The organism is Lysinibacillus contaminans (genome assembly GCF_001278945.1).
In the GTDB taxonomy this organism is placed as follows: Bacteria; Bacillota; Bacilli; order Bacillales_A; family Planococcaceae; genus Lysinibacillus; species Lysinibacillus contaminans.
Genome location: NZ_LGRV01000003.1, coordinates 1,110,242 through 1,135,011 on the forward strand (window position 1 = coordinate 1,110,242; position 24,770 = coordinate 1,135,011).

At 36.8% G+C, this 24,770-nt stretch carries 23 protein-coding genes and 1 riboswitch; of the genes, 16 read left to right on the forward strand and 7 right to left on the reverse strand.

Annotation, left to right across the window (positions count from 1 at the left end; genetic code table 11):
- The first annotated feature begins 195 nt into the window (after positions 1–195).
- Entirely contained in the window at positions 196–1,272 is a 1,077-nt protein-coding gene (locus AEA09_RS07645; protein ID WP_053583270.1) for an undecaprenyldiphospho-muramoylpentapeptide beta-N-acetylglucosaminyltransferase, read from the forward strand.
- Positions 1,273–1,339: 67 nt separating this feature from the next.
- Here AEA09_RS07645 and AEA09_RS07650 read toward each other — a convergent pair whose 3' ends face one another.
- Positions 1,340–1,888 carry a GNAT family N-acetyltransferase gene (locus AEA09_RS07650; RefSeq protein ID WP_053583271.1) on the reverse strand — a complete coding sequence of 183 codons (549 nt, stop codon included), beginning with the start codon at positions 1,886–1,888 and terminating at the stop codon, positions 1,340–1,342.
- Positions 1,889–2,480: 592 nt separating this feature from the next.
- Between AEA09_RS07650 and AEA09_RS07655 the strand changes: the two genes are divergently transcribed.
- From AEA09_RS07655 to AEA09_RS07695, 9 genes are all read left to right on the forward strand, one after another.
- Positions 2,481–4,505, forward strand: coding sequence for a diguanylate cyclase domain-containing protein (locus AEA09_RS07655; RefSeq protein WP_053583272.1), 2,025 nt, complete (start codon positions 2,481–2,483; stop codon positions 4,503–4,505).
- A 105-nt stretch (positions 4,506–4,610) separates the two neighbouring features.
- Positions 4,611–5,285 (forward strand): response regulator transcription factor, encoded by a 675-nt coding sequence (locus tag AEA09_RS07660; protein WP_053584651.1) that lies wholly within the window; start codon positions 4,611–4,613, stop codon positions 5,283–5,285.
- Entirely contained in the window at positions 5,282–6,664 is a 1,383-nt protein-coding gene (locus tag AEA09_RS07665; protein WP_053583273.1) for a sensor histidine kinase, read from the forward strand. Before AEA09_RS07660 ends, AEA09_RS07665 begins: the two co-directional genes overlap by 4 nt.
- A 235-nt stretch (positions 6,665–6,899) precedes the next feature.
- Positions 6,900–9,707, forward strand: coding sequence for a 2-oxoglutarate dehydrogenase E1 component (locus AEA09_RS07670; RefSeq protein WP_053583274.1), 2,808 nt, complete (start codon positions 6,900–6,902; stop codon positions 9,705–9,707).
- Positions 9,708–9,832: 125 nt separating this feature from the next.
- Positions 9,833–11,068, forward strand: coding sequence for a 2-oxoglutarate dehydrogenase complex dihydrolipoyllysine-residue succinyltransferase (gene odhB / locus AEA09_RS07675; RefSeq protein WP_053583275.1), 1,236 nt, complete (start codon positions 9,833–9,835; stop codon positions 11,066–11,068).
- A 485-nt stretch (positions 11,069–11,553) separates the two neighbouring features.
- Positions 11,554–11,739: riboswitch (Lysine riboswitch) on the forward strand.
- Between the two features lie 117 nt (positions 11,740–11,856).
- Positions 11,857–12,714 (forward strand): transporter substrate-binding domain-containing protein, encoded by an 858-nt coding sequence (locus AEA09_RS07680; protein ID WP_053583276.1) that lies wholly within the window; start codon positions 11,857–11,859, stop codon positions 12,712–12,714.
- Positions 12,715–12,795: 81 nt separating this feature from the next.
- A complete protein-coding gene (locus tag AEA09_RS07685; RefSeq protein WP_053583277.1) occupies positions 12,796–13,521 on the forward strand; it encodes an amino acid ABC transporter permease in 726 nt (241 codons plus the stop codon).
- 12 nt (positions 13,522–13,533) lie between these two features.
- On the forward strand, positions 13,534–14,265 hold the full coding sequence (locus tag AEA09_RS07690) for an amino acid ABC transporter ATP-binding protein (RefSeq protein ID WP_053583278.1): 732 nt from the start codon (positions 13,534–13,536) through the stop codon (positions 14,263–14,265).
- Between the two features lie 384 nt (positions 14,266–14,649).
- Entirely contained in the window at positions 14,650–14,847 is a 198-nt protein-coding gene (locus AEA09_RS07695; protein WP_053583279.1) for a DUF6501 family protein, read from the forward strand.
- 77 nt (positions 14,848–14,924) lie between these two features.
- On the opposite strand, the gene AEA09_RS07700 is transcribed toward AEA09_RS07695, so the two are convergent.
- The 4 genes from AEA09_RS07700 to AEA09_RS07715 all read right to left on the reverse strand — a co-directional run bounded on the left by AEA09_RS07700 (position 14,925) and on the right by AEA09_RS07715 (position 18,850).
- A complete protein-coding gene (locus tag AEA09_RS07700; RefSeq protein ID WP_053583280.1) occupies positions 14,925–15,998 on the reverse strand; it encodes a toxic anion resistance protein in 1,074 nt (357 codons plus the stop codon).
- Positions 15,995–16,645, reverse strand: a complete 651-nt coding sequence (locus AEA09_RS07705; protein ID WP_053583281.1) for a 5-bromo-4-chloroindolyl phosphate hydrolysis family protein — start codon at positions 16,643–16,645, stop codon at positions 15,995–15,997. Before AEA09_RS07705 ends, AEA09_RS07700 begins: the two co-directional genes overlap by 4 nt.
- Before the next feature lie 153 nt (positions 16,646–16,798).
- The gene (locus AEA09_RS07710; protein WP_053583282.1) at positions 16,799–17,080 is read right to left on the reverse strand and encodes an acylphosphatase; all 282 of its coding nucleotides are present in this window, start codon (positions 17,078–17,080) and stop codon (positions 16,799–16,801) included.
- 42 nt (positions 17,081–17,122) lie between these two features.
- Complete coding sequence (locus tag AEA09_RS07715; RefSeq protein WP_053583283.1) at positions 17,123–18,850, reverse strand: globin-coupled sensor protein; 1,728 nt, start codon at positions 18,848–18,850, stop codon at positions 17,123–17,125.
- A 130-nt stretch (positions 18,851–18,980) separates the two neighbouring features.
- Here AEA09_RS07715 and AEA09_RS07720 point away from each other — a divergent pair, with 130 nt between their 5' ends.
- The 3 genes from AEA09_RS07720 (at position 18,981) to AEA09_RS07730 (ending at position 20,598) form a co-directional block, all read left to right on the forward strand.
- Entirely contained in the window at positions 18,981–19,298 is a 318-nt protein-coding gene (locus AEA09_RS07720; RefSeq protein ID WP_053583284.1) for a DUF1033 family protein, read from the forward strand.
- A 333-nt stretch (positions 19,299–19,631) separates the two neighbouring features.
- Complete coding sequence (locus AEA09_RS07725; RefSeq protein WP_004230088.1) at positions 19,632–19,832, forward strand: cold-shock protein; 201 nt, start codon at positions 19,632–19,634, stop codon at positions 19,830–19,832.
- A gap of 280 nt (positions 19,833–20,112) precedes the next feature.
- A complete protein-coding gene (locus tag AEA09_RS07730) occupies positions 20,113–20,598 on the forward strand; it encodes a YkvA family protein (protein ID WP_245622813.1) in 486 nt (161 codons plus the stop codon).
- Between the two features lie 85 nt (positions 20,599–20,683).
- Here the strand turns inward: AEA09_RS07730 and AEA09_RS07735 are convergent, their stop codons facing one another.
- A complete protein-coding gene (locus AEA09_RS07735) occupies positions 20,684–21,490 on the reverse strand; it encodes a S1C family serine protease (RefSeq protein WP_082332591.1) in 807 nt (268 codons plus the stop codon).
- Between the two features lie 305 nt (positions 21,491–21,795).
- Positions 21,796–22,791, reverse strand: coding sequence for a S66 family peptidase (locus tag AEA09_RS07740; protein ID WP_053583285.1), 996 nt, complete (start codon positions 22,789–22,791; stop codon positions 21,796–21,798).
- A gap of 213 nt (positions 22,792–23,004) precedes the next feature.
- On the opposite strand from AEA09_RS07740, the gene AEA09_RS07745 reads away from it, so the two are divergent.
- The 3 genes from AEA09_RS07745 to AEA09_RS07755 all read left to right on the forward strand — a co-directional run bounded on the left by AEA09_RS07745 (position 23,005) and on the right by AEA09_RS07755 (position 24,710).
- The gene (locus AEA09_RS07745) at positions 23,005–23,475 is read left to right on the forward strand and encodes a DinB family protein (protein ID WP_053583286.1); all 471 of its coding nucleotides are present in this window, start codon (positions 23,005–23,007) and stop codon (positions 23,473–23,475) included.
- Between the two features lie 240 nt (positions 23,476–23,715).
- Complete coding sequence (locus AEA09_RS07750) at positions 23,716–24,252, forward strand: GNAT family N-acetyltransferase (protein ID WP_053583287.1); 537 nt, start codon at positions 23,716–23,718, stop codon at positions 24,250–24,252.
- Between the two features lie 236 nt (positions 24,253–24,488).
- Positions 24,489–24,710, forward strand: coding sequence for a transcriptional regulator (locus AEA09_RS07755; protein WP_053583288.1), 222 nt, complete (start codon positions 24,489–24,491; stop codon positions 24,708–24,710).
- The last annotated feature ends 60 nt before the right edge of the window (positions 24,711–24,770 follow it).

Here is a 24,770-nt window from a genome sequence, read left to right on the forward strand (position 1 = left end):
GTGGTTTCATCTATCTCTTTTACAAGGCATATAGTAAAATAAAAGACTGTAAACAAAACTAGTTGTTTTGAACATATTTTTGAGACAATTAATTTCTGTGCGACAATAAAACAACACCAAAAAGGGCATAGTAATACTTACTTTATGTAAAGTTACGGGCTATGCCAAAAGCTTTTTTAGAATAGGAGAATTTACGTGAAACAACAAACAATCATTTTAACCGGTGGTGGGACTGCTGGCCATGTATCGCTCAACCAAGCGATTATCCCGTCTTTACTTAAACTAGGTTATGATGTCCATTATATTGGTTCAGAGCAAGGAATTGAAAAGGAATTAATCGGCGAGGCGTTTCCGCAAGTGCCGTTTTACGGGATTTCAAGTGGAAAACTGCGTCGTTATTTCTCGATGAAGAATTTTACCGATCCATTTCGTGTACTGGCTGGTGTGATGCAAGCATTCCGCATCATCAAAAAAGTAAAGCCACAGGTAATCTTTTCTAAAGGCGGCTTTGTGTCGGTACCGGTTGTTATGGCAGCGAAAATGTCGGGTATCCCCGTTGTCATCCATGAATCAGATGTGACACCAGGCTTAGCCAATAAAATAGCACTTCCATTTTCCTCACATGTTTTCACAATTTTTGAAGAAACATTGCAGCATTTACCACAAGAAAAAGCGACTTGTACGGGCTCGATTATTCGTCAGGAGTTGTTTAGTGGAGATAAAGCGAAAGGACTTGCAGCATGTGGATTTACTCCAGAAAAGCCTGTTCTTCTTGTAATGGGGGGAAGTCTAGGTTCAGTTGTGATAAATGAGGCACTGCGTCATAATTTACCTGAACTTCTACAGACTTTTCAAATTATCCATCTATGCGGGAAAGGCAATTCTGATAAAGCACTTGATGAAATGCCAGGCTATAAGCAATTCGAATATGTAACGACGGAGCTACCGAATTTATTGCATGCAGCAGATTTTATTGTTTCTCGGGCAGGTTCAAATTCAATTTTTGAATTTTTAGCATTGCATAAACCGATGTTGCTTATTCCACTATCTGCACAAAAAAGCCGTGGTGATCAAATTTTAAATGCTAATTTATTTAAAAAGCAAGGCTATGCTGAAGTGTTGGAGGAAGAGGCACTAACGAAGGAAACATTTATTAAATCCATTCATACGTTAGTGTCACGGAAATCGGAAATGGTTGCAACTATGGAAAAAACACAAACACCGAAGACGTCAGAAGAAATGGCGAAATTGATTTTACAATATAAGAAATGACAAAAAAGCTAGCTACAAAGTCATAATCGACTTCGTAGCTAGCTTTTTCTTTGTCAACTTCATTTTTTTACATGGCCTGCTCTTCGCCATCTTCCATGTGGTTGGCAGTAGTCAAATAGAATAAATCACGTGTAATTTTATATAAATTAAACTGAGCTTCACCATCGTTTACTTGTTCTAATAATGTTGGATGACTTTCGTTAGCACATACAACATAAGGTAATTTTAGTGCAGCTCGTTCTGATTTAGCATTTTCATTTCGAATACGCAAAAAAACCGTATGAAAGTTGTAATCAAAAAAGAGTTCATTCAAAAAAAGCGACTTTGCCTTTTGATTATACCCTTTACCTTGATAAGGGAGGCCAATCCACGTTCCGAGGAAGCCTGCACCGTCCTGCACATCATGAATACTGATGGTGCCGATTGGTTGCCCCCAATCATCGGTAATCGTCCTAGAAATAGCGAGTCCTCTCGCTTCTTCTTCAATTAGTTGTTTTGTCATAAACCAGTATTCATCTGCTGAAGTGGCTTTTTGACGAACGAATGGAAAAACAGTAGGGTGTGACAATAGCTCAAAAAGCTCTGTACATTCATGTAGGTCTCGATGTTTGAGCATACGAAACGCCTCCTTTACTAGGGTAGTTAAAGCAATTCCGATACCATCAATAATGATGATATAAAGAAGTAAACTCAATTTCGTACTGGAATTAAAAACCCAAAGAACTAGACGTTAAAACTATGAAATCCATAATATCCCGTTGTCTTACCGATTTTGCCACCATACCGAAAAATGGTTATTTTTTTAATATATTATAACGAGTTTACTACTTAATGCAACATATTTACTCGATAATACAAAAAATATGTTAAATTATCAGTTTATTCTGATAAAGTAACTTTACTTCTATTTTTTCAGTTTATGTTAAGAGTGAAGTTTTTAGTCTAGAATAGAAAAAATTAGGTGGTAAATTGGAAATGGCAAGCCAGCCATGTTAATGTACTCAAAAAAAGAGAAGTGATTAAATTGTATTCAAAAAAGAGAATAATCCTTCGCTTTCTAGAAATTTAAGCATACGAATATATGCTATAATTAAGATTGCTGATTTTGTATATCTTAATAGAAGTTCTTAAAAAGTATAAGTAATGCAAATTGATTTCCATAACCTTAATGTATATTAACAATTATTTTATAGGTGAGGGGTGATGAAGTGGAGCACCTTTTTACAGAAGAACAATTTAAGCAAGTATTTATGGGCAAAGATTTTGCCTTCCTATTAAGAAAATGCGGCAACGATTATCGATACATTCGATTGAATGATGCTGCAAAATCATTATATTCCTATGATGTGATTGGACAAACTATTTCGGCGGTTATGTCTAATCGAAATGCAGAAATTATTATAGATAATTACAATAAAGCAACGTTGACAAATGAACAAATAGATTATGGTGATTATGCATACTATAATGCGGAAGTTAGAAAGTATGAAACGTCCGTTCGTCCGATTACCATGAACCATGAACAATATATTTTAGCCATTACAAAAGAGATCTTGTATGATCGAAATATTGAAGACAAGTTTCTTTTTATGCGCTCGATGTTCGACCATGCTTCTTTTTCTACGGTAATCCTCTCAAATACGGGAGAGATTTTGGAAGTGAATGCTAATTTTATGAATGAGTTTGGGTTGTGTAATGAACAAATTAAACAACAACCTTTTATACATTTACCTATAATCCCAAAAGCTGAGATAAGTGCAATAACTGACTATATAAAACGGGCTTCAATGGGGGAAAATATCGCAAGGGAAATACTTACATTCCATACGGTGGAGAAGTATGAGCGTTATTACTTAGCTACGTTCTCACCTGTAATGCAGGGGGACGATTCTTTTGCAGTATTCATAATACTGCAGGACATTACCGAGTTTACTGAGCAAAAAGTGGAACTTCGATTAAAAACGCATGGTTTTGAAGTGTTTAAAGCAGCACTAAATTCCGCAGCAGGTATTGCAATTTTAGATGTAGATGGTCGTATTATAGATATTAATGAAATGTTATTAAATATAATGGGTTATTCGAAAGAAAATTTGGTTGGAACACCATTTGATTTTATAGAAACCCGAAACCATCCTGAGGACTACTTAACTAATATGAAAAAAACGCTTCATGCAGGTGAGATTTGGCGTGGAGAATTGTGTTATCGCACAAAATATCATGCTTTTTACTGGATGGATGTAACGATTATACCTTTGAAAAATGAAGCGGGTATAACTGAACAAATTTTATCCATTAACTATGATATTACAGATAAGAAGAGAATGTTAACGGAATTAAAAAATATTGAGCGCACTTTTCGACTTATTACAGAAAACACAAATGATTTAATCGTTATTACAAATGAAGACGGTATTATTATGTATACATCACCGTCTTATACCCACTATCTAGGCTATGAATCAAGCGAGTTACAAGGCCAATTTTATAGTTCAATCGTTGCCGATGAAAGCAAAAATGCATGGCAAAATTATTTAAATAATTTTGAGTGCCAATCGGATACACAATTTGAACTATTATTAGAAACAAAAACTGGCTTACCCATTTGGACAGAGGGGAATGTAACCGTTGTCAATGATCCAGATCGTGAAACGGTTTCACAAATTATGATGGTTTCCCGTGAAATTACGCATCGTAAAGAACGAGAAAACAATTTGCTGTATTTAGCCTATCATGACAGTTTGACACAGTTACCAAATCGTCGATATTTACTAAAAGAATTCCCTACAGTTTTAGCAAATGCGAATATTGATCATACGAGTTTTGCCATGATTTACATTGATGGTGATAATTTTAAAGAAGTCAATGATCAATTTGGTCATGAAACAGGGGATGCCTTTATCCGGAAATTCGGCAGTGTCATCATGACATCTATTCGCAGTCATGATTTGGTTATCCGCATCGGTGGCGATGAATTCATAGTGGTTTTAACAGGCTTAACACGAGATTATGAGGCTAGACAAGCACAAATGATGCAAATTATTAGCCGTATTCGAAAAGAATTACAGGCCGGATGGACAATTGAACAACATCATTTCTCGCCGACCGCTTCCATGGGGATTGCTTATTATCCAGATCATGGGAAAACGTTGGATGAGCTATTAGATTTAGCAGACCAAGCACTCTATAAGGCAAAAGAATTAGGTAAAAATAACTTGTACATTATCGGATCATAAAAGAATAGGAAGGTCTGTACAAACGAGTATCTACTTGTGGTACAGGCCTTTTATTTGATGTTATGCTATAAAAGAACAGACTTAAAAGAAATAAAAGGTGATTTCATGTCTAAAAAAATATTATTAGTTGAAGATGAAAAAAATATTGCACGTTTTGTCGAGCTAGAACTAATGCACGAGGGTTATGCAGTCACAGTTGCTTTCGATGGACGAGATGGTTTGGAGTTTGCTCTGACTGAAGATTTCGATGTGCTTTTGTTAGATGTTATGATACCGAGCCTAAATGGTATAGAAATTTGCCGTCGTGTTCGTGCACAGTCACAAGTGCCTATTCTATTATTAACGGCTCGTGATGCGGTAATGGATAGAGTTGCAGGTCTAGATGCCGGGGCTGATGATTATATAGTTAAGCCGTTTGCAATTGAAGAACTGCTTGCTAGAATTCGCACGATTTTACGACGTGTAACTCCTGAAAAAAAGGGTAATGTAATACTAACTTGTCGTGATATAGAAATCGATGTTGCTGCTTATGATGTGTCAGTACAAGGGAAAAAGCTAGATTTAACGAAAACGGAATATGACCTACTTAAGTTATTAGTTGAGCATAAAAACCGTGTGTGTACACGGGAGCTAATTTTATCTTCTGTGTGGGGCTATGAGACGGATATTGAGACCAATGTAGTTGATGTATATATTCGTCACTTGCGAATGAAGCTTCCTGGAGGGATGAATGACTATATTGAGACCGTACGTGGCGTAGGATACGTGATGCGCGAATGAAGATGTTAAAAGAGCGTTTACTTCATCAGTCATTGCAACGAAAATGGATGCTGACATCAAGTGCAGTTATTTTTATTAGTTATGCTATTATTTGTGTAGTTGTTTATGTGTCGCTCCATACCTGGCTTTTGAATGAGGAAGAAAGTAAGGTTAAACGTACGAGAGATGATTTAACTTCATTTTTTGAGGAGCAAGGAGCCCGCGTGGACATTCAACAATTACAACAAAATACAGGTCTGTTGAACTCTATTGTCGACCGTAATCAAACTGTACGTATTTTTAATGTTGATGGTATTGAAATTTTACGTATTAATGATGCTTCTAAGGCCGCTCCATTAACGAATGATATGGAAATTATTCGATTGAAGATAGATAATACAAGTGCCTTTATTGCGAATGAGCGGATTCGACTTGGGTTATTTCATGGTTATTTACAAGTCATTCATCCACTAACGCAATATCAGTCACTAATGAACTATTTATTAATAGCAATGCTTATTGCAGGTCTTGGAGCACTCCTGCTGTCGGGTTCGATCGGCTATTACTTAGCAAATTATTTAATGAAGCCACTACACGAATTACGTAGTTCAATGAAAACAGTAATGGATAAAGGCTTCAACGAACCGATTCAATTATCGTATACTTCACAAGATGAAATAGGGGATTTGCTAAAAATGTATAATGCGATGATGAATGAACTGCAAATTTCTTTTACGCAACAACAGCAGTTTATCGCAGATGCCTCGCATGAACTACGCACTCCGATTCAAGCAATTGAGGGCCACCTTTCTTTACTAAAAAGGTGGGGCAAAGATGATCCTGAAATTTTAGAGGAGTCTATCGATACATCACTTACAGAAATTGTGCGCATGCGTAAGATGATAGAGGAACTACTTGAACTAGCACGTCGTGAGGAAAAAAGTGAAGATAGCCAAGCTAATGTTGAAGCTGTAGTAGAAGGTGTTGTTGCCGAGATGGAACAACTTTATCCGGAGGCGCGAATCATGGTGTCGAAATCTGGAGAAATTCGACCAATATATATGACGGAAAATGCACTAAGTCAAATCGTCCGCAATATAATAGAGAATGCCATACGTTATTGTGAAAAAACGCCAGAAGTAAAAGTTTCGATTGAAGAAAATGGAAATTTTATATTGATTCAAATTGCCGATAACGGTATCGGTATTGCGGAAGAAAACCTACCATATATTTTTGATCGTTTTTACCGAGTAGATGAGGCGAGAAATCGTCAAATCGGTGGAACGGGCTTAGGACTCAGCATTACGAAAATGTTAATTGGGAAATATAATGCAACAATAGAAGTCAAGAGCAAAGTGAATGTTGGAACCGTTTTCTTTGTGAAAATTCCGCTAAAATAGTAAGAAATGTACGCGCTTTATTTAATTATTCTAGCCTTCATGAAAAAAAATGCTTAATTTTCTAAAAAGTGTTGTATTTTCTGTGAAGAGTAGTAAGATTGAGATGGAAAAAACGTTCTTTAAATTGTGGATAAATTGTGTCGAACAGCCTATTAATGAACGTGGAAATATTATATAATTAATTGTAATTTAATTAATGGAACTGCCTATTGGCAAAATTTGGAGGTTATTTTTCATGTCGAACAACGTTACAACTGTAAGTTCTCCATGGTCAGCTTTCTCTGGTCCTAACTTAGGATATGTGATGGAGCAATACGACTTATTCTTACAGGCTCCTGATGAAGTAGAAGCTGAATTAGTTACTCTATTCCAACAGTTTGGTGCACCTGCACTAGCTACTGGAGAAGTAAGTGAAGCAGTAAATGTTGAACCGGGTAATTTCAAAAAAGTTTTAGCTGCAGTACAACTTGCAGATACTATTCGTAACCAAGGGCATTTAGCCGCTGATATCTACCCTTTAAAGGATCGTCATTTAGACACATCACGTATTGAGTTAAGCACATATGGCTTAACTGAGGGTGACCTAGTTGAAATGCCTGCAACGCTTTTCTTTAACGACGTTCCTGTAAGCGTTAATAATGGTAGAGATGCTATTAATTACCTTAAATCTTTATATACCGACAAAATTGCTTTTGAATTTGCACATGTTGCGCAATCTGAAGAACGTGCTTGGATTCAAGGTAAAATCGAATCTGGTTCTTTAAAAGCTAAACTTTCTATTGAAGAGAAAAAAGCGATTTTAGATCGTTTGACTCGCGTTGAAGGCTTTGAAAAATTTATCCATAAAACTTTTGTAGGGCAAAAACGATTCTCAATTGAAGGTTTAGATACATTAGTTGTTTTAATGGACGAAATCGCAAATCAATCAAGTGCAATTAACATGAAAAATATCCAAATTGGTATGGCTCACCGTGGTCGCTTAAACGTATTAACTCATATTGTACGTAAGCCGTACGATATGATGTTCGCCGACTTTGCACACGTTTCAAATGAACACTTCTTACCAAAAGATGGTTCATTAGAAATTACAAAAGGTTGGACTAATGACGTGAAATACCATATGGGTGCTACATATACAAGCCCATCAGGCATGAAAATTAAACTAGCTTACAACCCATCACATCTTGAAGTTGTAGCACCTATTGTTGTTGGTCAAACACGTGCTGCACAAGATGATACAACACATGCGGGTGCACCAACACAAGATGCATCTAAATCATTAGCGATTTTAGTGCATGGTGATGCTGCATTCCCGGGTCAAGGGATTGTAACGGAAACATTAAACTTTGCAAAAACAAATGGATTCTCAACAGGTGGTTCAATCCATATTATCTCAAATAATATGATTGGTTTCACTACGGAACATTTTGATTCTCGTTCTTCTGTGTATTCTTCTGACCCAGCTAAGGGATTTGAAGTGCCAATTGTACACGTGAATGCGGATGCACCGGAAGCAGTCGTGCAAGTAGCACGTTTTGCATTTGAATACCGTCAAAAATTTGGTAAAGATATTTTAGTGGATTTAATAGGTTACCGTCGTTACGGTCATAACGAAACTGATGACCCAACAGTAACTAACCCACAAACATATGCAATCGTGCCGAAACACCCAACAGTTCGTGTTCTTTACGGAGAGCAATTAGCAACTGAAGGTGTTGTTACGAACGAAGAAGTAGCAACATTAGACACATCTATTTATGCTGAAATGCAAGCTTCTTACGATCATGTTAAAGAAGTAGGGGAAACTGCAGAACATATTACAACTGAAATGCCAGATGCAGTAAAAGATGGTTTCCCAGTTGTAGAGACAGGTGTAGATAAAGACCGTCTAAAAAAAATAAACGAAGAATTACTTGCTTGGCCTGAAAGTTTCGAACCACAAAATAAACTTTCTAAAATTTTGAAAAAGCGCGAAGAAGCATTTGAAACTGGTAAAATCGACTGGGGTCATGCAGAAACTTTAGCCTATGCAACGATCATTCAAGATGGTCGTTCAGTACGCTTTACAGGTCAAGATGCACAACGTGGTACGTTCTCTCAACGTCACTTAGTGTTACATGACAAAAATAACAATAGCGAGTTTACACCGCTTCACAATGTTTCGGGTGCTAAAGCTTCATTTGCAGTTTACAATTCACCACTAACTGAAACAGGTGTTGTAGGATTCGAATATGGTTATAACATGGAAAATCCAAACAACTTGTCTGTTTGGGAAGCTCAATTTGGCGACTTCGCGAATATGGCTCAAGTAATGTTCGATAACTTTATCTCTTCAAGTCGTGCTAAATGGGGCCAAAAAACGGGCTTAGTAATGCTATTACCACACGGTTACGAAGGTCAAGGTCCAGAGCACTCTTCAAGCCGTATGGAACGTTACTTACAACTTTCTGCTGAAAATAACTGGACAGTAGCGTACTGCTCAAACGCAGCAAACTACTACCACTTATTACGTCGTCAAGCGGCAATGCTAGGCACAGAAGCAATTCGTCCATTAGTTGTTGTAACACCTAAATACTTACTTCGTCACCCACTTGCTGGTGCAACTGCGGAACAACTTTCTAAAGGAAGTTTCCAAACAGTGCTAGAACAAGAAGGTCTTGGAGGCAATCCAGCTAAAGTAGAACGTATCTTATTCGGTTCTGGTAAAGTAACAATTGACTTAGCAGATCAGATTGGTGATGGTTCGGAATTTGACCACCTACACATTGTACGTGTAGAACAACTTTACCCATTCCCAGAAGAGAAAATTGCAGATATCGTGAAACGTTATCCAAATGCAAAAGAACTTGTATGGGTACAAGAAGAACCGAAAAACCAAGGTTCATACTTATTTGCAACGCAATACATGATTGATATTGCAAACGAAAACGGTAAAAAGTTAACATATGTTGGTCGTCCAGCAATGTCTTCTACAGCTGAAGGTGACGCTGACTCTCACAAAGCTGCACAAGCAAAATTACTAGCAGAAGCTTTAACTAAATAATTTACTGGTTTCATTGGCCGTGAAACGCCAGGAGAATTTGATATAACTATGGCATGTGGGGCTACAACTATGGTAGCCTTACATGTGAAATGAGATGTTTGTAAACATCAAAGGAGGAAATGAAAGTGGCTGAAATTAAAGTCCCTGAATTAGCAGAATCAATTACAGAAGGTAGTATCGCTCAATGGGTTAAAAAAGTGGGCGACCGTGTAGAAAAAGGTGAGTTCATCGTTGAACTTGAAACTGATAAAGTAAATGCAGAAATCATTTCTGAAGAAGCTGGCGTATTAACACAAATTATTGCTGGAGAAGGTGATACTGTTCTTGTAGGACAAGTCATCGCAGTTGTAGAAGCTGGCGAAGGCGCAGCATCTGCACCAGTGGCAACTGCTCCAGTAGAAGCGACGGCACCAACTCCACAAGCAGCACCTGCACCAGTGGCAACTGCTCCAGTTGTTGAAGAATCTTCCGGCGAACGCGTTATCGCTTCTCCAGCAGCACGTAAGCTTGCTCGCGAAAAAGGGATTGACCTTGCAGCTGTATCTCCAGTAGATCCACAAGGTCGCGTACGTGTACAAGACGTAGCAGCTCACGGCACGGCACCAGTGGCTGTAGCCCCTGTAGCGGCGGCAGCACCTAAAGCAGTGGTGGCAATTGACGAATCACGTGTAACAGTTGAAAAAATGAGCCGTCGTCGTCAAACAATTGCAAAACGTTTGCTTGAAGTTAAACAATCAACAGCGATGTTAACTACGTTCAATGAAGTAGATATGACAAATGTGATGGCACTTCGTTCACGTAAAAAAGACCAATTCTTTGAGTCAACAGGCTCTAAACTTGGCTTCATGTCATTCTTCACAAAAGCAGTAGTTGCAGCTCTTAAAAAATATCCATACGTGAACGCTCAAATTAATGGAGACGAAATTCACTTAAATAACTTCTTTGATATCGGTGTAGCAGTATCAACTGAAGAAGGGCTAGTTGTGCCAGTTGTACGCGATGCTGACCGTAAAAACTTCTCTGAAATTGAAGATTCAATTGCGGAATTAGCGAAAAAAGCACGCGACAAAAAATTAGGTCTTAGTGACTTATCTGGTGGTTCATTCACAATCACTAATGGTGGTGTATTCGGTTCATTAATGTCAACACCAATAATGAATGGTACACAAGCAGCTATCCTTGGTATGCACTCAATTAAAAAACGCCCTGTTGAAGTAGACGGTGAAGTAGCAATCCGTCCAATGATGTACTTAGCATTATCTTACGATCACCGTATTATTGATGGTAAAGATTCTGTAGGGTTCTTAAAAACAATTAAAGAGCTTCTTGAAAATCCAGAAGACTTATTGTTAAATTCATAATTAGTAGTTACCAAAAAGCCCTGCAAAACGAGTTTGTTTTGCAAGGCTTTTTCTTGTATTTAAAAGATGCAATGAATCGTTTTATCTAATTAGATTGGTAGTTGGTAAGGTATTTTGCTTATCTCATTTCAAAGTGCAGTCAATCAATTGCCTATAGAGAAGGAAACAAATAATTAGAATTAAAATTTTATTCCCTTTTTTGAGTTATTCCCAAAACATATACTTGACTTATAATAAACCCCACTATAAATAAACCCATGGAACGGAAGGTGGCGACATCAAGGCTCGCCACCTGGAAAGCGTCCGCCTTTAGTAGAATGTGCTGTCTAGTACTGATTTGGGTATAGAGCTCTTTTTTACATAACTTAATTTTTTAAATCTTAGTTAATTTATCAATAGTCTGAAAAATGAAGAAATTTTCTTGACTTAAAGTACTATATTATAGTAGTATCTATGTATCAATTAAATATTTAACCTCACGATCTATGTGAGGTAGAGGCGCGATATTTATTAGTTCATTGTTGAGTAAAAGCAAGCGAAGACGCAATGAAGAAGGAAATGTCGCCGAAGCATAAAAGGAGCTCGTACTTTTATGCTGGGTCTGCAATCAATAGTTGCAGGACTGTCCTAGTAAATATAATTCCAGTTTACTAGGTTGTGCTATCTCGGAAACATGGAAGCTATAGTGAGGATTTGGGCAACTGCTGATAACGTACGACCTAAGTTCTAAACTTAGGTCGTTTTTTCATACTGTTGCTTTATTTTTTTACAGAAAAGGGGAAGATTTCATGAAGAAAAAATCGTTATTATTCATGTTGACAGTAATGACTGCAATCATGCTAGCAGCGTGTGGCACTGGCGACAAAAAAGAGGAAACAACAGGTGGTGGTGCTGCATCTGAAGAAGGCGGCGAGTTCCGCATTGGGATGGAAGCTGGTTATCCTCCATTCAACTGGACACAACAAGGTGATGCAAATGGTGCAGTGAAAATTGCAGACAATGCTGAATATGCAGGTGGCTATGATATTCAGATGGCGAAAAAAATCGCTGAAGGTTTAGGCAAAGAATTAGTTGTAGTAAAGATGGAGTGGGATGGCTTAGTACCTGCACTTCAATCAGAAAAAATTGATGCAATTATTGCAGGGATGTCTCCGACTGAGGAGCGTAAAAAAACTATCGATTTCACTGAAAACTATTACACTTCGGATTTCGTAATGGTTATAAAAAAAGGAAGTAAGTATGAAAATGCTAAATCTATTCAAGATTTCTCAGGTGCTAAAGTTACATCACAGTTAAACACATCAAACTACGATGTAATCGATCAAATCAATGGTGTCGAAAAACAAACAGCTATGGAAAGCTTCCCAGCAATGCGCGTAGCATTAGAAGCAGGGAAGATTGATGGTTACGTTGCAGAACGACCAGAAGGAATCTCAGCACAAGCTGCTAACGAAAAATTCACATTCGTATCATTTGAAGGTGAAAAAGGTTTTGACACTGATATTTCAAATACATCTATAGCAGTTGGTGCTCGCAAAGGTGATGCAAATATTGAAAAAATCAATGAAATATTAAAAGGTATTTCTGAAGATGATCGTCAACAAATTATGGAAGACGCAATTTTACAACAACCAGCAGCACAGTAATGTGAGGATGCACGGGCTACAGTGGTGGTCCGTGTAGTTTTATACATAAGACGAACAACAGTCGTTGTTAGGAGGAACAGCATGAGTTTTGAATGGATCGTTTCAATTATAGAAAACAACTGGCAAATGTTTTTACGAGGGGCATATTATACGCTACTAATTTCTACTATTAGTACAATTATTGGTGCATTTATCGGATTTTTTATCGGGATTATGCATACCATTCCAACGCGTAAAAAGAACGTAAAGCATTATATTTTAAAACTTTTTAACTTTATTCTGACATGCTACGTTGAATTTTTCCGTGGTACACCAATGATTGTACAAGCAATGGTAGTTTATTACGGATTAGACATAGCTTTTGGTATTGATATGCACTTTATTACAGCAGGTATTTTAGTAGTTTCACTTAATACAGGAGCGTATATGGCAGAGATTGTGCGTGGTGGTATTGTTTCCATTGATAAGGGACAATATGAAGCGGCTTCTGCGATAGGGATGAGTCATTTTCAAATTATGATTCACGTAGTATTACCACAAGTTGCACGTAACATCTTACCGGCTGCAGGTAACCAGTTAATCATGAACATTAAAGATACAGCGGTGTTAAGTGTAATCGGCGTAACGGAGTTATTCTTCCAATCAAAATCGATTGCGGGTAATAACTTCCGCTACTTCGAATCATTCTTTGTAGCATGTGTACTGTACTTCGTTATGACATTTACAGCATCTCGCATTTTACTTTATGTAGAAAAACGACTTGATGGGCCAGATGCATATAAAAAAGAACAGAAAGAAACAATGTAGGGGGACGAACAAATGGCAGTCATTCAAATAGAGCATTTAAGTAAATCATTTGGACGTAACCAAGTGTTAAAAGATGTAAATTTTCAAGTGCAAAAAGGGGAGGTTGTTTGTTTAATCGGCTCTTCAGGATCTGGTAAATCGACACTTCTACGTTGCATTAACTTACTCGAAATACCGAGCGGTGGTCAAATCATCTATAAAGGCGAAAATATTTTAGATGAAAAGCATAATATTCAGGAATATCGAACACATTTAGGTATGGTGTTTCAGCAGTTTAACTTATTCAATAACCATGATGTATTAAAAAATTGTACAGTCGGACAAGTGAAAGTATTGAAACGTTCGAAAGAAGAAGCTGAAAAAGTGGCCATGAAATATTTAGATGTCGTAGGTATGTCGGAGTATGTCAATGCAAAGCCTCGTCAGTTATCAGGAGGACAAAAGCAGCGAGTTGCAATTGCACGTGCACTGTCTATGAATCCAGAAGTAATGTTGTTTGACGAACCAACATCAGCTCTTGACCCTGAAATGGTGGGGGAAGTGTTAAAAGTTATGCGTAAGCTTGCAGATGAAGGGAATACAATGCTTATCGTAACGCATGAAATGGAGTTTGCGAAAGAAGTAGCAGACCGCGTAGTCTTCATGGATAAAGGCGTTATCGTAGAAGAGGGAGTACCTTCAAAGGTATTAGTAAATCCAGAGCACGATCGTACGAAAGAGTTTTTAAAACGGACATTGAAATAATCAAGGGATTGCCTGGAAATAGAATAGAAAGGAAAAAGTGAGCCCGCTAAACCGGACTCACTTATTTTCTAGAATTCCATTCTGCATATAAAACGAAGCAAACTGCAAACGCGACGGCGATTATGAAAAACCATTGCGGAACACCACCAAAACTCATTTGAACACCTCTTAATAGTATTGTAACATTATAGCTAGACACTGTGGTGTCTAGACACCCAATAAATCAGTTGAATCGAATAGATTTCAAGTGGATAAAGGCTTGAATACCACTTTCTTATGTGAAATATGAAATAGTATGGTTTTTTTCTCCACAAAAGCACAGAAATCGTATAAAATAGACAATAAGCGGTTAGCTTAGTGCTAGTAAAGAGAGGTAGAGAAATTATGTTACATTTAAAATGGAAAGATGCACCAACATTACGTACAGTTACTTGTAAACATACGAATGCATCGAAATATTTGGTGTCAAACGTGTTAACAGTAGGTAAAGAATACGAAGTGAAAAATGAAACGGATGAGTTCATTTTCATCATCGACAACACAGGTAATGTTGGCGGCTACTATAAAGAATACTTTGAGTGAGCTAAAGAAAGAGCATGTACAGGATAAACTCCTATGCATGCTCTTTTACGTTATTTAGACAATACTAGGACATTCACCTAAATCATTTTAGTACTCTTCATTTCGGCTACTTCTTGTAAATGTTCTTTATCTTTTTCAGTCTTAGTATGTAGCGAAAATAAATCTTGAAGAGCTGTTTTAAGTTCATGCTGTGTTTCTTTAAATTTAGATAACTGCACTTCAAAAGAAGGACTCTCTGTAAAGCGGTCATTTGCACGCGCAAGTCTATCTTCTAGCTGTGAATATTGCTGATCCATATTCATCGACAACATCATAGCTAATTGATTTTTCCATAGGGGAATAAGGGTAACAATTGCAAATTCGATTTTTTCAGCGAGTGTTTGGTTGGCTTGTTGAATCATTCGGATTTGTGGTGCTGTTTGTAAAACCACTTGCTGTGATACTTGTAAATCATAAATGCGCTGATCGAGTCGCTCGATTTGCGCGACAAAGTCATTAAGCTGTTGGATAGCGAGTGGTTGGTTATTCATTTGTACAATTTCGACTTTAGCAGGTAATTCCGTTTCAATCGATTGTTGTTTCTTCATCTGTCCAGCAGCTATAGAGGTTGCTAGTCCCTCGAAAAAGTCATTATTATGCATATATAGCTGTTCTAGCATCTCGACATCATTTAGTAGTTGGAATTGAGCTCGTTCTAGCTGTATGCCGATACGTTCAACCTGTATACTAATACGTTCAAAATCTGTTAGCTTTTGTTTTAATGTTGGGCTACTTTTTCCAAATAACTTGTTGAAAAAAGACGGTTTTTTGGGCTCTAATTCTGCTGGGTCTACACGATCGAGTGTTTGCATTAATGTGTCCAGCATTTGCCCGATTTTCGTTACATCTTTTCGTTTCATTTGTGACAACATTTGATCGGCAAACTGAGAAAGTGCACGTTGAGAACCTTGACCTAAGGAAAGGACGGATTCAAAATTCGACAAATCAAGTTGACTGGCGAGTAACAGGGCCCGACTTTGAGCAGGAGGCGAAAGCGTTTCATACGTTTTCATCGCCTCTTGTGTAGAAGGTGCGGCTAAATAAGCTTGGACAAGAGGGGACACACCATTTAATGCTTCTAGATTAATTGCCGGTTCTCTATTCACTGTCACTTGTTATCTCCTCGCCATCCTAGCTGTTCTTTTTTTCGTGTATTCGAGCGGTTTGCAAACTCTATCTCCATTTGTAAATGGTCAATATCGTTCGAAAGCGCATCTTTTAAGTCAATTTGAATGGTATCATTTAAACCTGTTAAAGTTTCCCGTGTTTGAGCCAATGTTAATTGAATTTCTTTATCTTTTACGGGTTGTTTTGTTAACATCGTATATGTTTCGGTTAATTGCACAGCTGAAGGTAAGTGTGCATAGAAAAACTGTTCCACATTATAAAACTTTTGTGGATTAGTCTTGACGATTTTGACGATATTTTTTGAAATACGTGTCATTTCTAGTAACTGCTTAAATGTGCTAACAGAGCGCACACGTAAATAGTTTTGACTTAAAGTATGAATATGTTTTTGTGCTGATGATAGCTGTGATTCAATATGTTGATATTCTTCTTTTGAAATGCCTGCTAATTTCATCACTTTCTTTTTTTGATTAATTTTCTGCAACATAGTACTTGCGGTATAAGTTCCGGCGAACAGTAAACCACCAAGGACGTATCCTGGATTTGCCACTATGGCTGCTATTGAAACACTGGAGAGTGATATGAAAAAGCTAATAGTATGTCGAGAGAAAAATTGTCCGACGCTAAGCATAGTTTCTTCCTCCTTGCTATAAAAATATGTCTATCTACTTGTACGAAATGAGCGATAAAAGGTTTCAATATATCAAATCGTCATTAATTAAATTTTACTGCTTATTAACAAGTTTCTCAATGATAAACCATATTATAAAAAAAAGAAGTCGGATTAGACAATATCCGACTCCATGCGCACATAACCTTTTAAATCATCGAACAGTTCTAAAGTGAATGAATTTGAATCTGCTTGCGGGCTTACTCCTTTTTGGACAAATAGCAGGAATTCATCGAGTGCTTTTTTTGATCCTTCTACTTCGACCTCAATTTGTTCCTTATCATTTAATAGACAATAACCTTTTAAGCCAAGTTCCATCGCCTTTTGTTTAATAAAAAAGCGGTAGCCTGTTCCATAAACATCTCCAAAGAATTTGATATATGCACGTTTATTCACGCTAAAACCTCCTACTATAAGAAGAGGGGAACCCCTCTATAATTACTGCATCACACGTTCTTTTTCTAAATAGACAATTAGGTTATTAATAAAGGATAGTACACGTTCGGATGCTTGATCTACTTCTTTTAAATGTAGGTCTGCTTGGTGAATATTCCCGACAGCATATGCTTCCGCAGCCAATTTGGCTGATTCATGAACACGGGCATGGTGTTGCTCTAAATCGCGATAATCTTGTAAATGCCCAAAGCGTTCTGTTGTTCGCTTAGCTGTATACCATTTTCCAAGTCGACAATCTTTATGGGATGAAACATCACTTGGCCTAACATTTTCTAATCCTAGGAACATATTATAGACACGCCATTTCCATAAAATATGGTCTGCCTTAGATAATTGCAATAATGCAATAGATGAAAGCTGTACGTTATTATTTGAAATAATATCATTGCGGAAACGATTGATTTCTTGCCCCAGTAAGTGAATATCACTTGATGTATTTTGACTATATTCGCGAATCTCATCCTGCAGGCTTGAAATCTTAATCATTCGAACCGATACTTCATCAATGGCAGCAGCTTGTTCCTGCGAGATTGCAGCAGTATTTGTTACATCTAGGTTAATCTCTTCAATAGCACTGACAATAGCACTTAGTAAGGGTAATGAATCTTTTGCTTCAACTGTAGCTTCCTTAATAATAGCAGTTGTATCTGTAATTGATTTTGAAACATCATTTGAATAGCTCTTTAAATGATACACATTTGAAGAAACCTCACTTAAGGCGGAAACGGTTCCCTCGGCAAGTTTCCGTACTTCTTGCGCTACAACGGCAAAGCCTTTACCATGCTCACCAGCGCGTGCAGCCTCGATAGAAGCATTTAAGGCAAGTAAGTTTGTTTGGTCGGCAATCTGATTAATAAGCGTAACAACGTTTTCTATGTCATCAACGCGTTTTTGTAATTCTGCAAATGAATGAACAATTGTCGTAAATGTTTCTTCAGTTTTGAAAATTTCTGCTAATGCAAGCTCTATTGCATTTTTCCCATTCACAGCATGGTCAACAGACTCAGCTGTTTTTTCAGATATGCGAGAAGACATATGTGCCACGTCATTAATAGAAGCGGCAATTTGTTCCGTTGCTGCTGTCGAGGAATGGATTTCCTCACTTTGTTGATCTAAACTAAATACTAAATCTTTCATATACATAATTTTCGCATTGACGTCCATAAGTGAAGAAATTTCAGACACGACATTTTCAATAATACGCTCTGTTAGCACTTCTACTAGCAATTCTTGGTCGACATTGACAGCTGATTGGAAGGATTTCATATATTCAAAAGCTTTATAGGGCTTAAGTCCAAAGTTATGTAAAATATTCGTCGTAATATAGAAGGCGAATTGATTGAATACGACAATTAGTTTTCCAGGTTCAAATTGATTTTTTCTAAATAGATTGAAAAATTTCAGTGTTTCATCTACATATTGATCATCTCGCGTTGCAAGGAAAAATTGAGTCATATATCGATTTATATTTTCATCACTGATTGTTTGTTGAGATGAGGTTGAGATTTCACTCAAATAGCTTTTAAAAATACCCGCCATAGAAGGAGTAGTGTTTTGTAATTTGTCGTAAAGTTTTGTTAAATTTTGTTCATCTTTGGCATTAAAATTATTAAACGCTAATGTTGTTTTGAAACGGCCTGTTGCAGTCAAATCTGTTCCACGCTTTAATAATTCATCAAGTTCTGCCTTAGGTCGAAGGCTGGAAAACATAAAAAATACCTCCCAATGTAATTATTACATACTAAATGTATAGTAGCATATTCCTGAGTGTTTTAATAGACATTTCACGTGTGTTTGCTAAAATGGGAAGTAGTCTATTACAGCAGGGAAGTGGCAAATTATCTATACGATACTTTACATGAAAGCAGATTATGAGCCTTGGTGGAAATTTGATGGTTGGCATACATTTATCGTGACAAAAGAATCATATGAAACGAAAATTCAATTCGAACAAGCATTGCAAAAGAAGTTGAATGAATTTCGGCCAGTGTATGAACATGAAGAAAGTAAGGAAGGCAAGTATTGGGCATTTTGGTCAGAGGAAGAGAGTTTTTATTGTGAGGCTTGTGATGATGATGCGCAACTGTATCATGGAATTATAGCAATTGAAACGCATGTATTAGAAAAAGAATTGCAAAAAAATAATAAAAGTACTTAGTAATAGTTAAAGGGTACTTGCAAAATTGATATGATGATGATTTTTGAGTCTGTATTTGATATTTCGAGTTGACATCGTGGATGTGAGGCTTGATTCTAGGTATATAACAAATAGGTTTTTTCTTACGTTGATTAAAACATTTTCTTTATTTGACATTTTTTTGGATAATGGTTATACTTTATGTAACAATTAAATTGCTTCACCGGAAACAACATGTATTCACATATTACAAAAAGTGATCGCGTTTGTTCGGTATTTTTTGTAATATGTGAATTTTTCATTCGCTGAAGAAATTACATATTGTTCACTTTTATTTTTTGGAGGTTTTCTTAAATGAAACAAGGTACAGTAAAATGGTTTAACTCAGAAAAAGGTTTTGGATTCATCGAAGTTGAAGGCGAAAACGACGTATTCGTACACTTTTCAGCTATCCAAGGTGAAGGTTTCAAAACACTTGACGAAGGTCAAAAAGTGGAATTCGAGGTTGTTGATGGCAACCGTGGACCACAAGCTGCTAACGTAACTAAACTTTAATTCTCAGTATTTAAAACCACATTTGTTAAACTTAAGGCATCCTATTTATAGGATGCCTTTTGGTATTCATAAGATTGTGTTTAGTATCCAACACCCTAAGGCTCATTTTTAAATCAATCGTAGCGATCTGGATTAGAAAAATGTTGTCGTAACAAAGGGGATAGTTACGCTTTTCCTTTCATCATCAATTATCATAAAAGAGATGGATGAATAAGAGGATTAACTATTGTCGATGATGGTAATAGGTATAGGGATTAAATATTTGAGGAGGAAATGTAGCTTGAGTGAATTACACAACTTACCGAATGAACAAGAGCAACTCGATTTTTATAATAAGTTACGTGCAAAATTAGTACATTTTCTTGAATCGAAAAAAGGTAAACGCAATAAATTCACTAAATATTTATTGTTTGCTCCAGATCTTTTTCACTTATTGGTGAAAACGATGATGGATTCAAGTGTTGATGCGAAAAGTAAAGCATTAATAGGCGGGGGAATTGCTTATTTCATGTTGCCAGTAGATTTTATGCCTGAAGGGTTAATTGGTTTTGGAGGCTTTATGGATGATATTGTTATTGCGACAATTATCATTAATACACTAATCAATAAACTTGGACCTGAAGTACTTGAAAAGTATTGGTCTGGTGATGAACAGCTTCTTAATGTACTGCAAAAAGTCTCTGAAACAAGTGATCAAATGGTTAGCAAAATTCCGGTTAAATCAGCCTTTGCAAATGTCATTATGAGAGAAAATAAAGTGAAGTAATATTATTATGTTAACTAAAATGGTGAACGCCACTTCAATTTGAAGTTGGCGTTCTTTACATTACATTTTATTCTCGACTATTATACTATTGTCGTAAATTATGAAGCACTTGAATTGGTACAAATAAACCGACACGACCATATGGCTCTTTCTTCATTGTAGCAAAAATAATTCCGATTACTTGACCTTTTTCATCAAGAACGGGGCTACCACTGTTTCCTTTATAAACGGGGGCTTGCATCATCATTACTGTTTCCGGCCAATCCTCAAGAAGTGTCGTTTCGAGTAAAATGCCTTCATTAGCTATACCAGTGAAGGCAAGTGGATTCCCAATAAAATATACACGCTCATTTTTTGTGAAGCTAGGATTCTGGGCAAGTTCAAGAGCCGGAAAGTCATCACCTTGTACTTGCAGAACTGCTAAATCTACCTCCGGATAGCTTTCAACTAGCTCTGCTTCAAATATGCCTTTCTCAGGGAACACAACAGATAAGGTTTGTGCATTATCCACTACATGGTCATTTGTTACCACAAGTCCATCATGTGAAATTGCAAAACCAGTGCCTTTACTAGATCCAGTAGAAACTTCGACTACAGCTTTTTTATATAGTTGAATATCTTCTTGTGCAGAAAGCCTCGTGGACACCTTTAAAAATTCAATAGCTGGTATGGTATAGATTTGGAACAGTAATGCAAATGTATTGAAAAACAATACGAATGCCATACTCCAAATAATCCATTTTACTATTGGCCGTTGCTTCTTTGGCTTTTTACCCTGTATTCGCTGTTGACGATCTTCTGCTAATGCCTTTTGCTGCTCTGCAAGAACTAGCTCAATAAACTCTTCCTCCGTTAAATCTTCTTCAATTGTTGGCTTATGTATATCAGTCATATTGGCCTCCTTACTAATTACTAAACAAAGGCGCCCATAACTATAATGGCAAAGATTGCCTTTGTAAAATACTTTTTCTTTTTTTAGTGTAGCCGAGAAAATAAATGGCACTATCACTAAATCATCTGAACGGATATAGGTTTGTTTGCTTATGAAAGAGTAGGTACTATATCAGGATATATAAGAGAGTAACGGTCGTACATAGAATGTAGCTAGCTAATCAGTGGTTTTCTATAAGAAAAATGGAAAATACTACTTTTAGAAGTTGCTTTCATTATACGGAAATTTTTCTTAATAGACGAATATTACGACAGCCAGTGTTCAATGAAGTGTATTTCTTTATGTGAAGCATCAACATATACACGTAAGCCTAGTGGCATTGCGTGTAATGGATGTGTATGGCTACAATCTACATCAGCTATAATTGGAATTTGACGACCTTCTAATTGTTCAATTAACACATCATATGGCTTGCGACCAGTACCTAAATCATCGTATTGTTCGTGCTTGCCTAAAATAATGGCTGAAGCTTTATCAAAAAAGCCATGCAGCTTTAACATAGCAAAATTTTTCTCAACTACTTCAATAGTTTTCGAGGTGTCTTCTAATAGTAAGACATCACCCATTTTGATTGTAGGAAAGTAGGGTGTGCCGATAAAACCGCACATCGTATTGATATTACCTCCTATTAATCGACCTTCTGCAACACCATCTTGGACAGTGATCCAAGCATTTTTGTGTTGTGTCTTCTCAGAGGATTTTTCAAGCCAATTTATGCGGTCATCTGTCCAAATAGGGGGAATTGGCATCTTGTAAGGCAGTTTAAGCTGTTGCATGAAAAGTTGCTTGAAATAGTGCTCGGTAAAGTCAACAAACGGAGGGAATTCACCGAATGTCGAGGCTACAGATGGACCGTGAAAAACAGGGATACCCGTTTTCGCATACATGGCAAGTAAAATCGCCGTAACATCGGAAAGCCCCATGAGTATTTTAGGATTTTCTTTAAATGCAGCATAGTCAAGATAAGGTAGCATACTATTGGAATTTGTACCGCCCATTGTAGGTAGGATCATTTTCACCTCAGAATCACGTAACAGTAGGTTCAGCTCTTCTGCCCGTTCTTTCGGTGTACCTGAGCGGTAAAAATCTGCCTTTCCTGTTAAAATTCCTTCTTTTATAACGAAGCCAAGTTTTTCTAGACGAGCTTTTCCTCTTTCATAACGTGCTTTAGCGGTGACGGAAGCAGGTTTAGATGGTGAATAAATACCGATTATATCGCCTTTTTTTAATGGGGAGAACATAGAATACCTCTTTCTATTCGTGTAAGTTGATGCTATTATACCTGATTTAAAAGTGATATGTTCCAATACATGGCGTTTATCGAATAGATGTTTAAATTAACAGAAGAAGTTGTATTGTTAATAATTGTATTATGTAAACTAAGAGTGATAACTTGATAGATGAACTGGAATTTTATATGATAGGAGCGAAGTAGCAAACAAGGAGGCAATTAAATGTATCGTCAAGTAAATGACTTTCTAAAAGATTGGTCTGCTGCAGCAATGGGCACAGCTCAAGTAATGCAAGCAATGACAGATGAAAAGCTAGACCAAAGCATTGTGGAGGGACATAGTTCACTAGGTTGGTTAAGCTGGCATTTAGTAGGTTCTACAGGCTATTTTAGTTATTTAGCAGGCCTACAAGTACCAATGATCGCTCAGGATGCACCAATCCCTTCAAATGTTGCTGAAATTGTTGCTGCATATGAGAACATAGTTAAAAGTGTGAAAGAGGAAGCAGCTAAGCTTTCTGATGAAGATCTTGTAGAGGAAGTAAAAGGCTTTACTGGTCCAATTCCTAGAGGTGAATTATTACGTACACTTATTGATCATCAGACACATCATCGTGGCCAAATGACTGTATTACTACGTCAAGCAGGCTTAACTGTGCCAGGTATCATGGGACCTACAAAAGAAATGCAATAATTATCAAAAAAGCGGTGGATACATTACGTATCTGTCGCTTTTTTACATCTTGGCTTTAAGCATCTTTAAATAGCAGTGTGTTGAGGTACTAAGTCGAGATAATTCTTTTTGCATCAAATTTTTGTTACATATTATAACCTTACTGTCATATGATTGGGCTGTAGGTATAGTAAATGAAACTAGTGATGATACAGTACCTTTGAAAAGTGAATACAATTTATATACAGGGGAGTGGGAAGTATGTTTCCAACTTTAAATACAGATCGCTTGATGTTAAGAGAACTTACAGAAAATGATGCTTTAGATATTTTAATTTGTTTCTCTAATCCAGATGTTTTGCGATTTTACGGGCAAAGTCCATTAGCTAATCAAAATCAAGTGAAACAAATTATAAGAAACTTTTCTATGAACTATGAAGAAAAACGAGGTATTAAATGGGGAATTGCAGTAAAAGGAGAAGCAGGTATTATTGGAACAATTGGTTTTCAAGAGTGGTCCCAAGAGCATAAAAGAGCTGATATTAGCTATGCACTTATCCCTGAAATGTGGGGGAAGGGGTATGCAATTGAAGCGGTCAATAAAGTAATCTCATATGGCTTTCAAGAGCTTAACTTAACTCGTATTGGCGCAATGGTTTTTACTGAAAATGAATCATCTATTAAATTGTTAGAAAAAATAGGCTTTGAAAAAGAGGGCGTATTAAAAAAATATATGTATCAGGATGGTGTAGCCTATGACACGAATATATATTCTTTAGTAGATCCTAAAACAACATGAGCTACTATTTAGTGCAGAGAGCCATTTAAATGAGAAAGTCCTGACTTATCGTTTAGAAAAGTCAGGACTTTTAATATTACAAATAAATATGTACGTAATGGCTGTCAAGTGACTGATGGATTTATCGTCGCCCCCGTTGTTTTTTGAGCCTTGATAATTTAATGGCGAAGGAATGTCTTTTCTATTGCACGGACAAGAACGTTTGTTCTATAATTGTTCGAAAAGGGGGACAGTTGTTGAAAGAACAGTTAATAAAAGCAATACAACGTAATCAGCCGATAAACATGATATACCTGTCTAAGGAGGGAACAATATCAAAAAGGTGTGTGAAAATTATCAAGATTGCTTGTGATTCTTTTCAAGCGTACTGCTTTACAAGACGTGCCAAACGTACTTTTATTATCGATAATGTTCTAGCCATATCTCCAATCGTCAGTAAAGAAAGAGATGTTATGTAATATTAATATTACAGCACATTATTAATTCGAAATCTCAATCAAGTTTACATCCGAATCTCG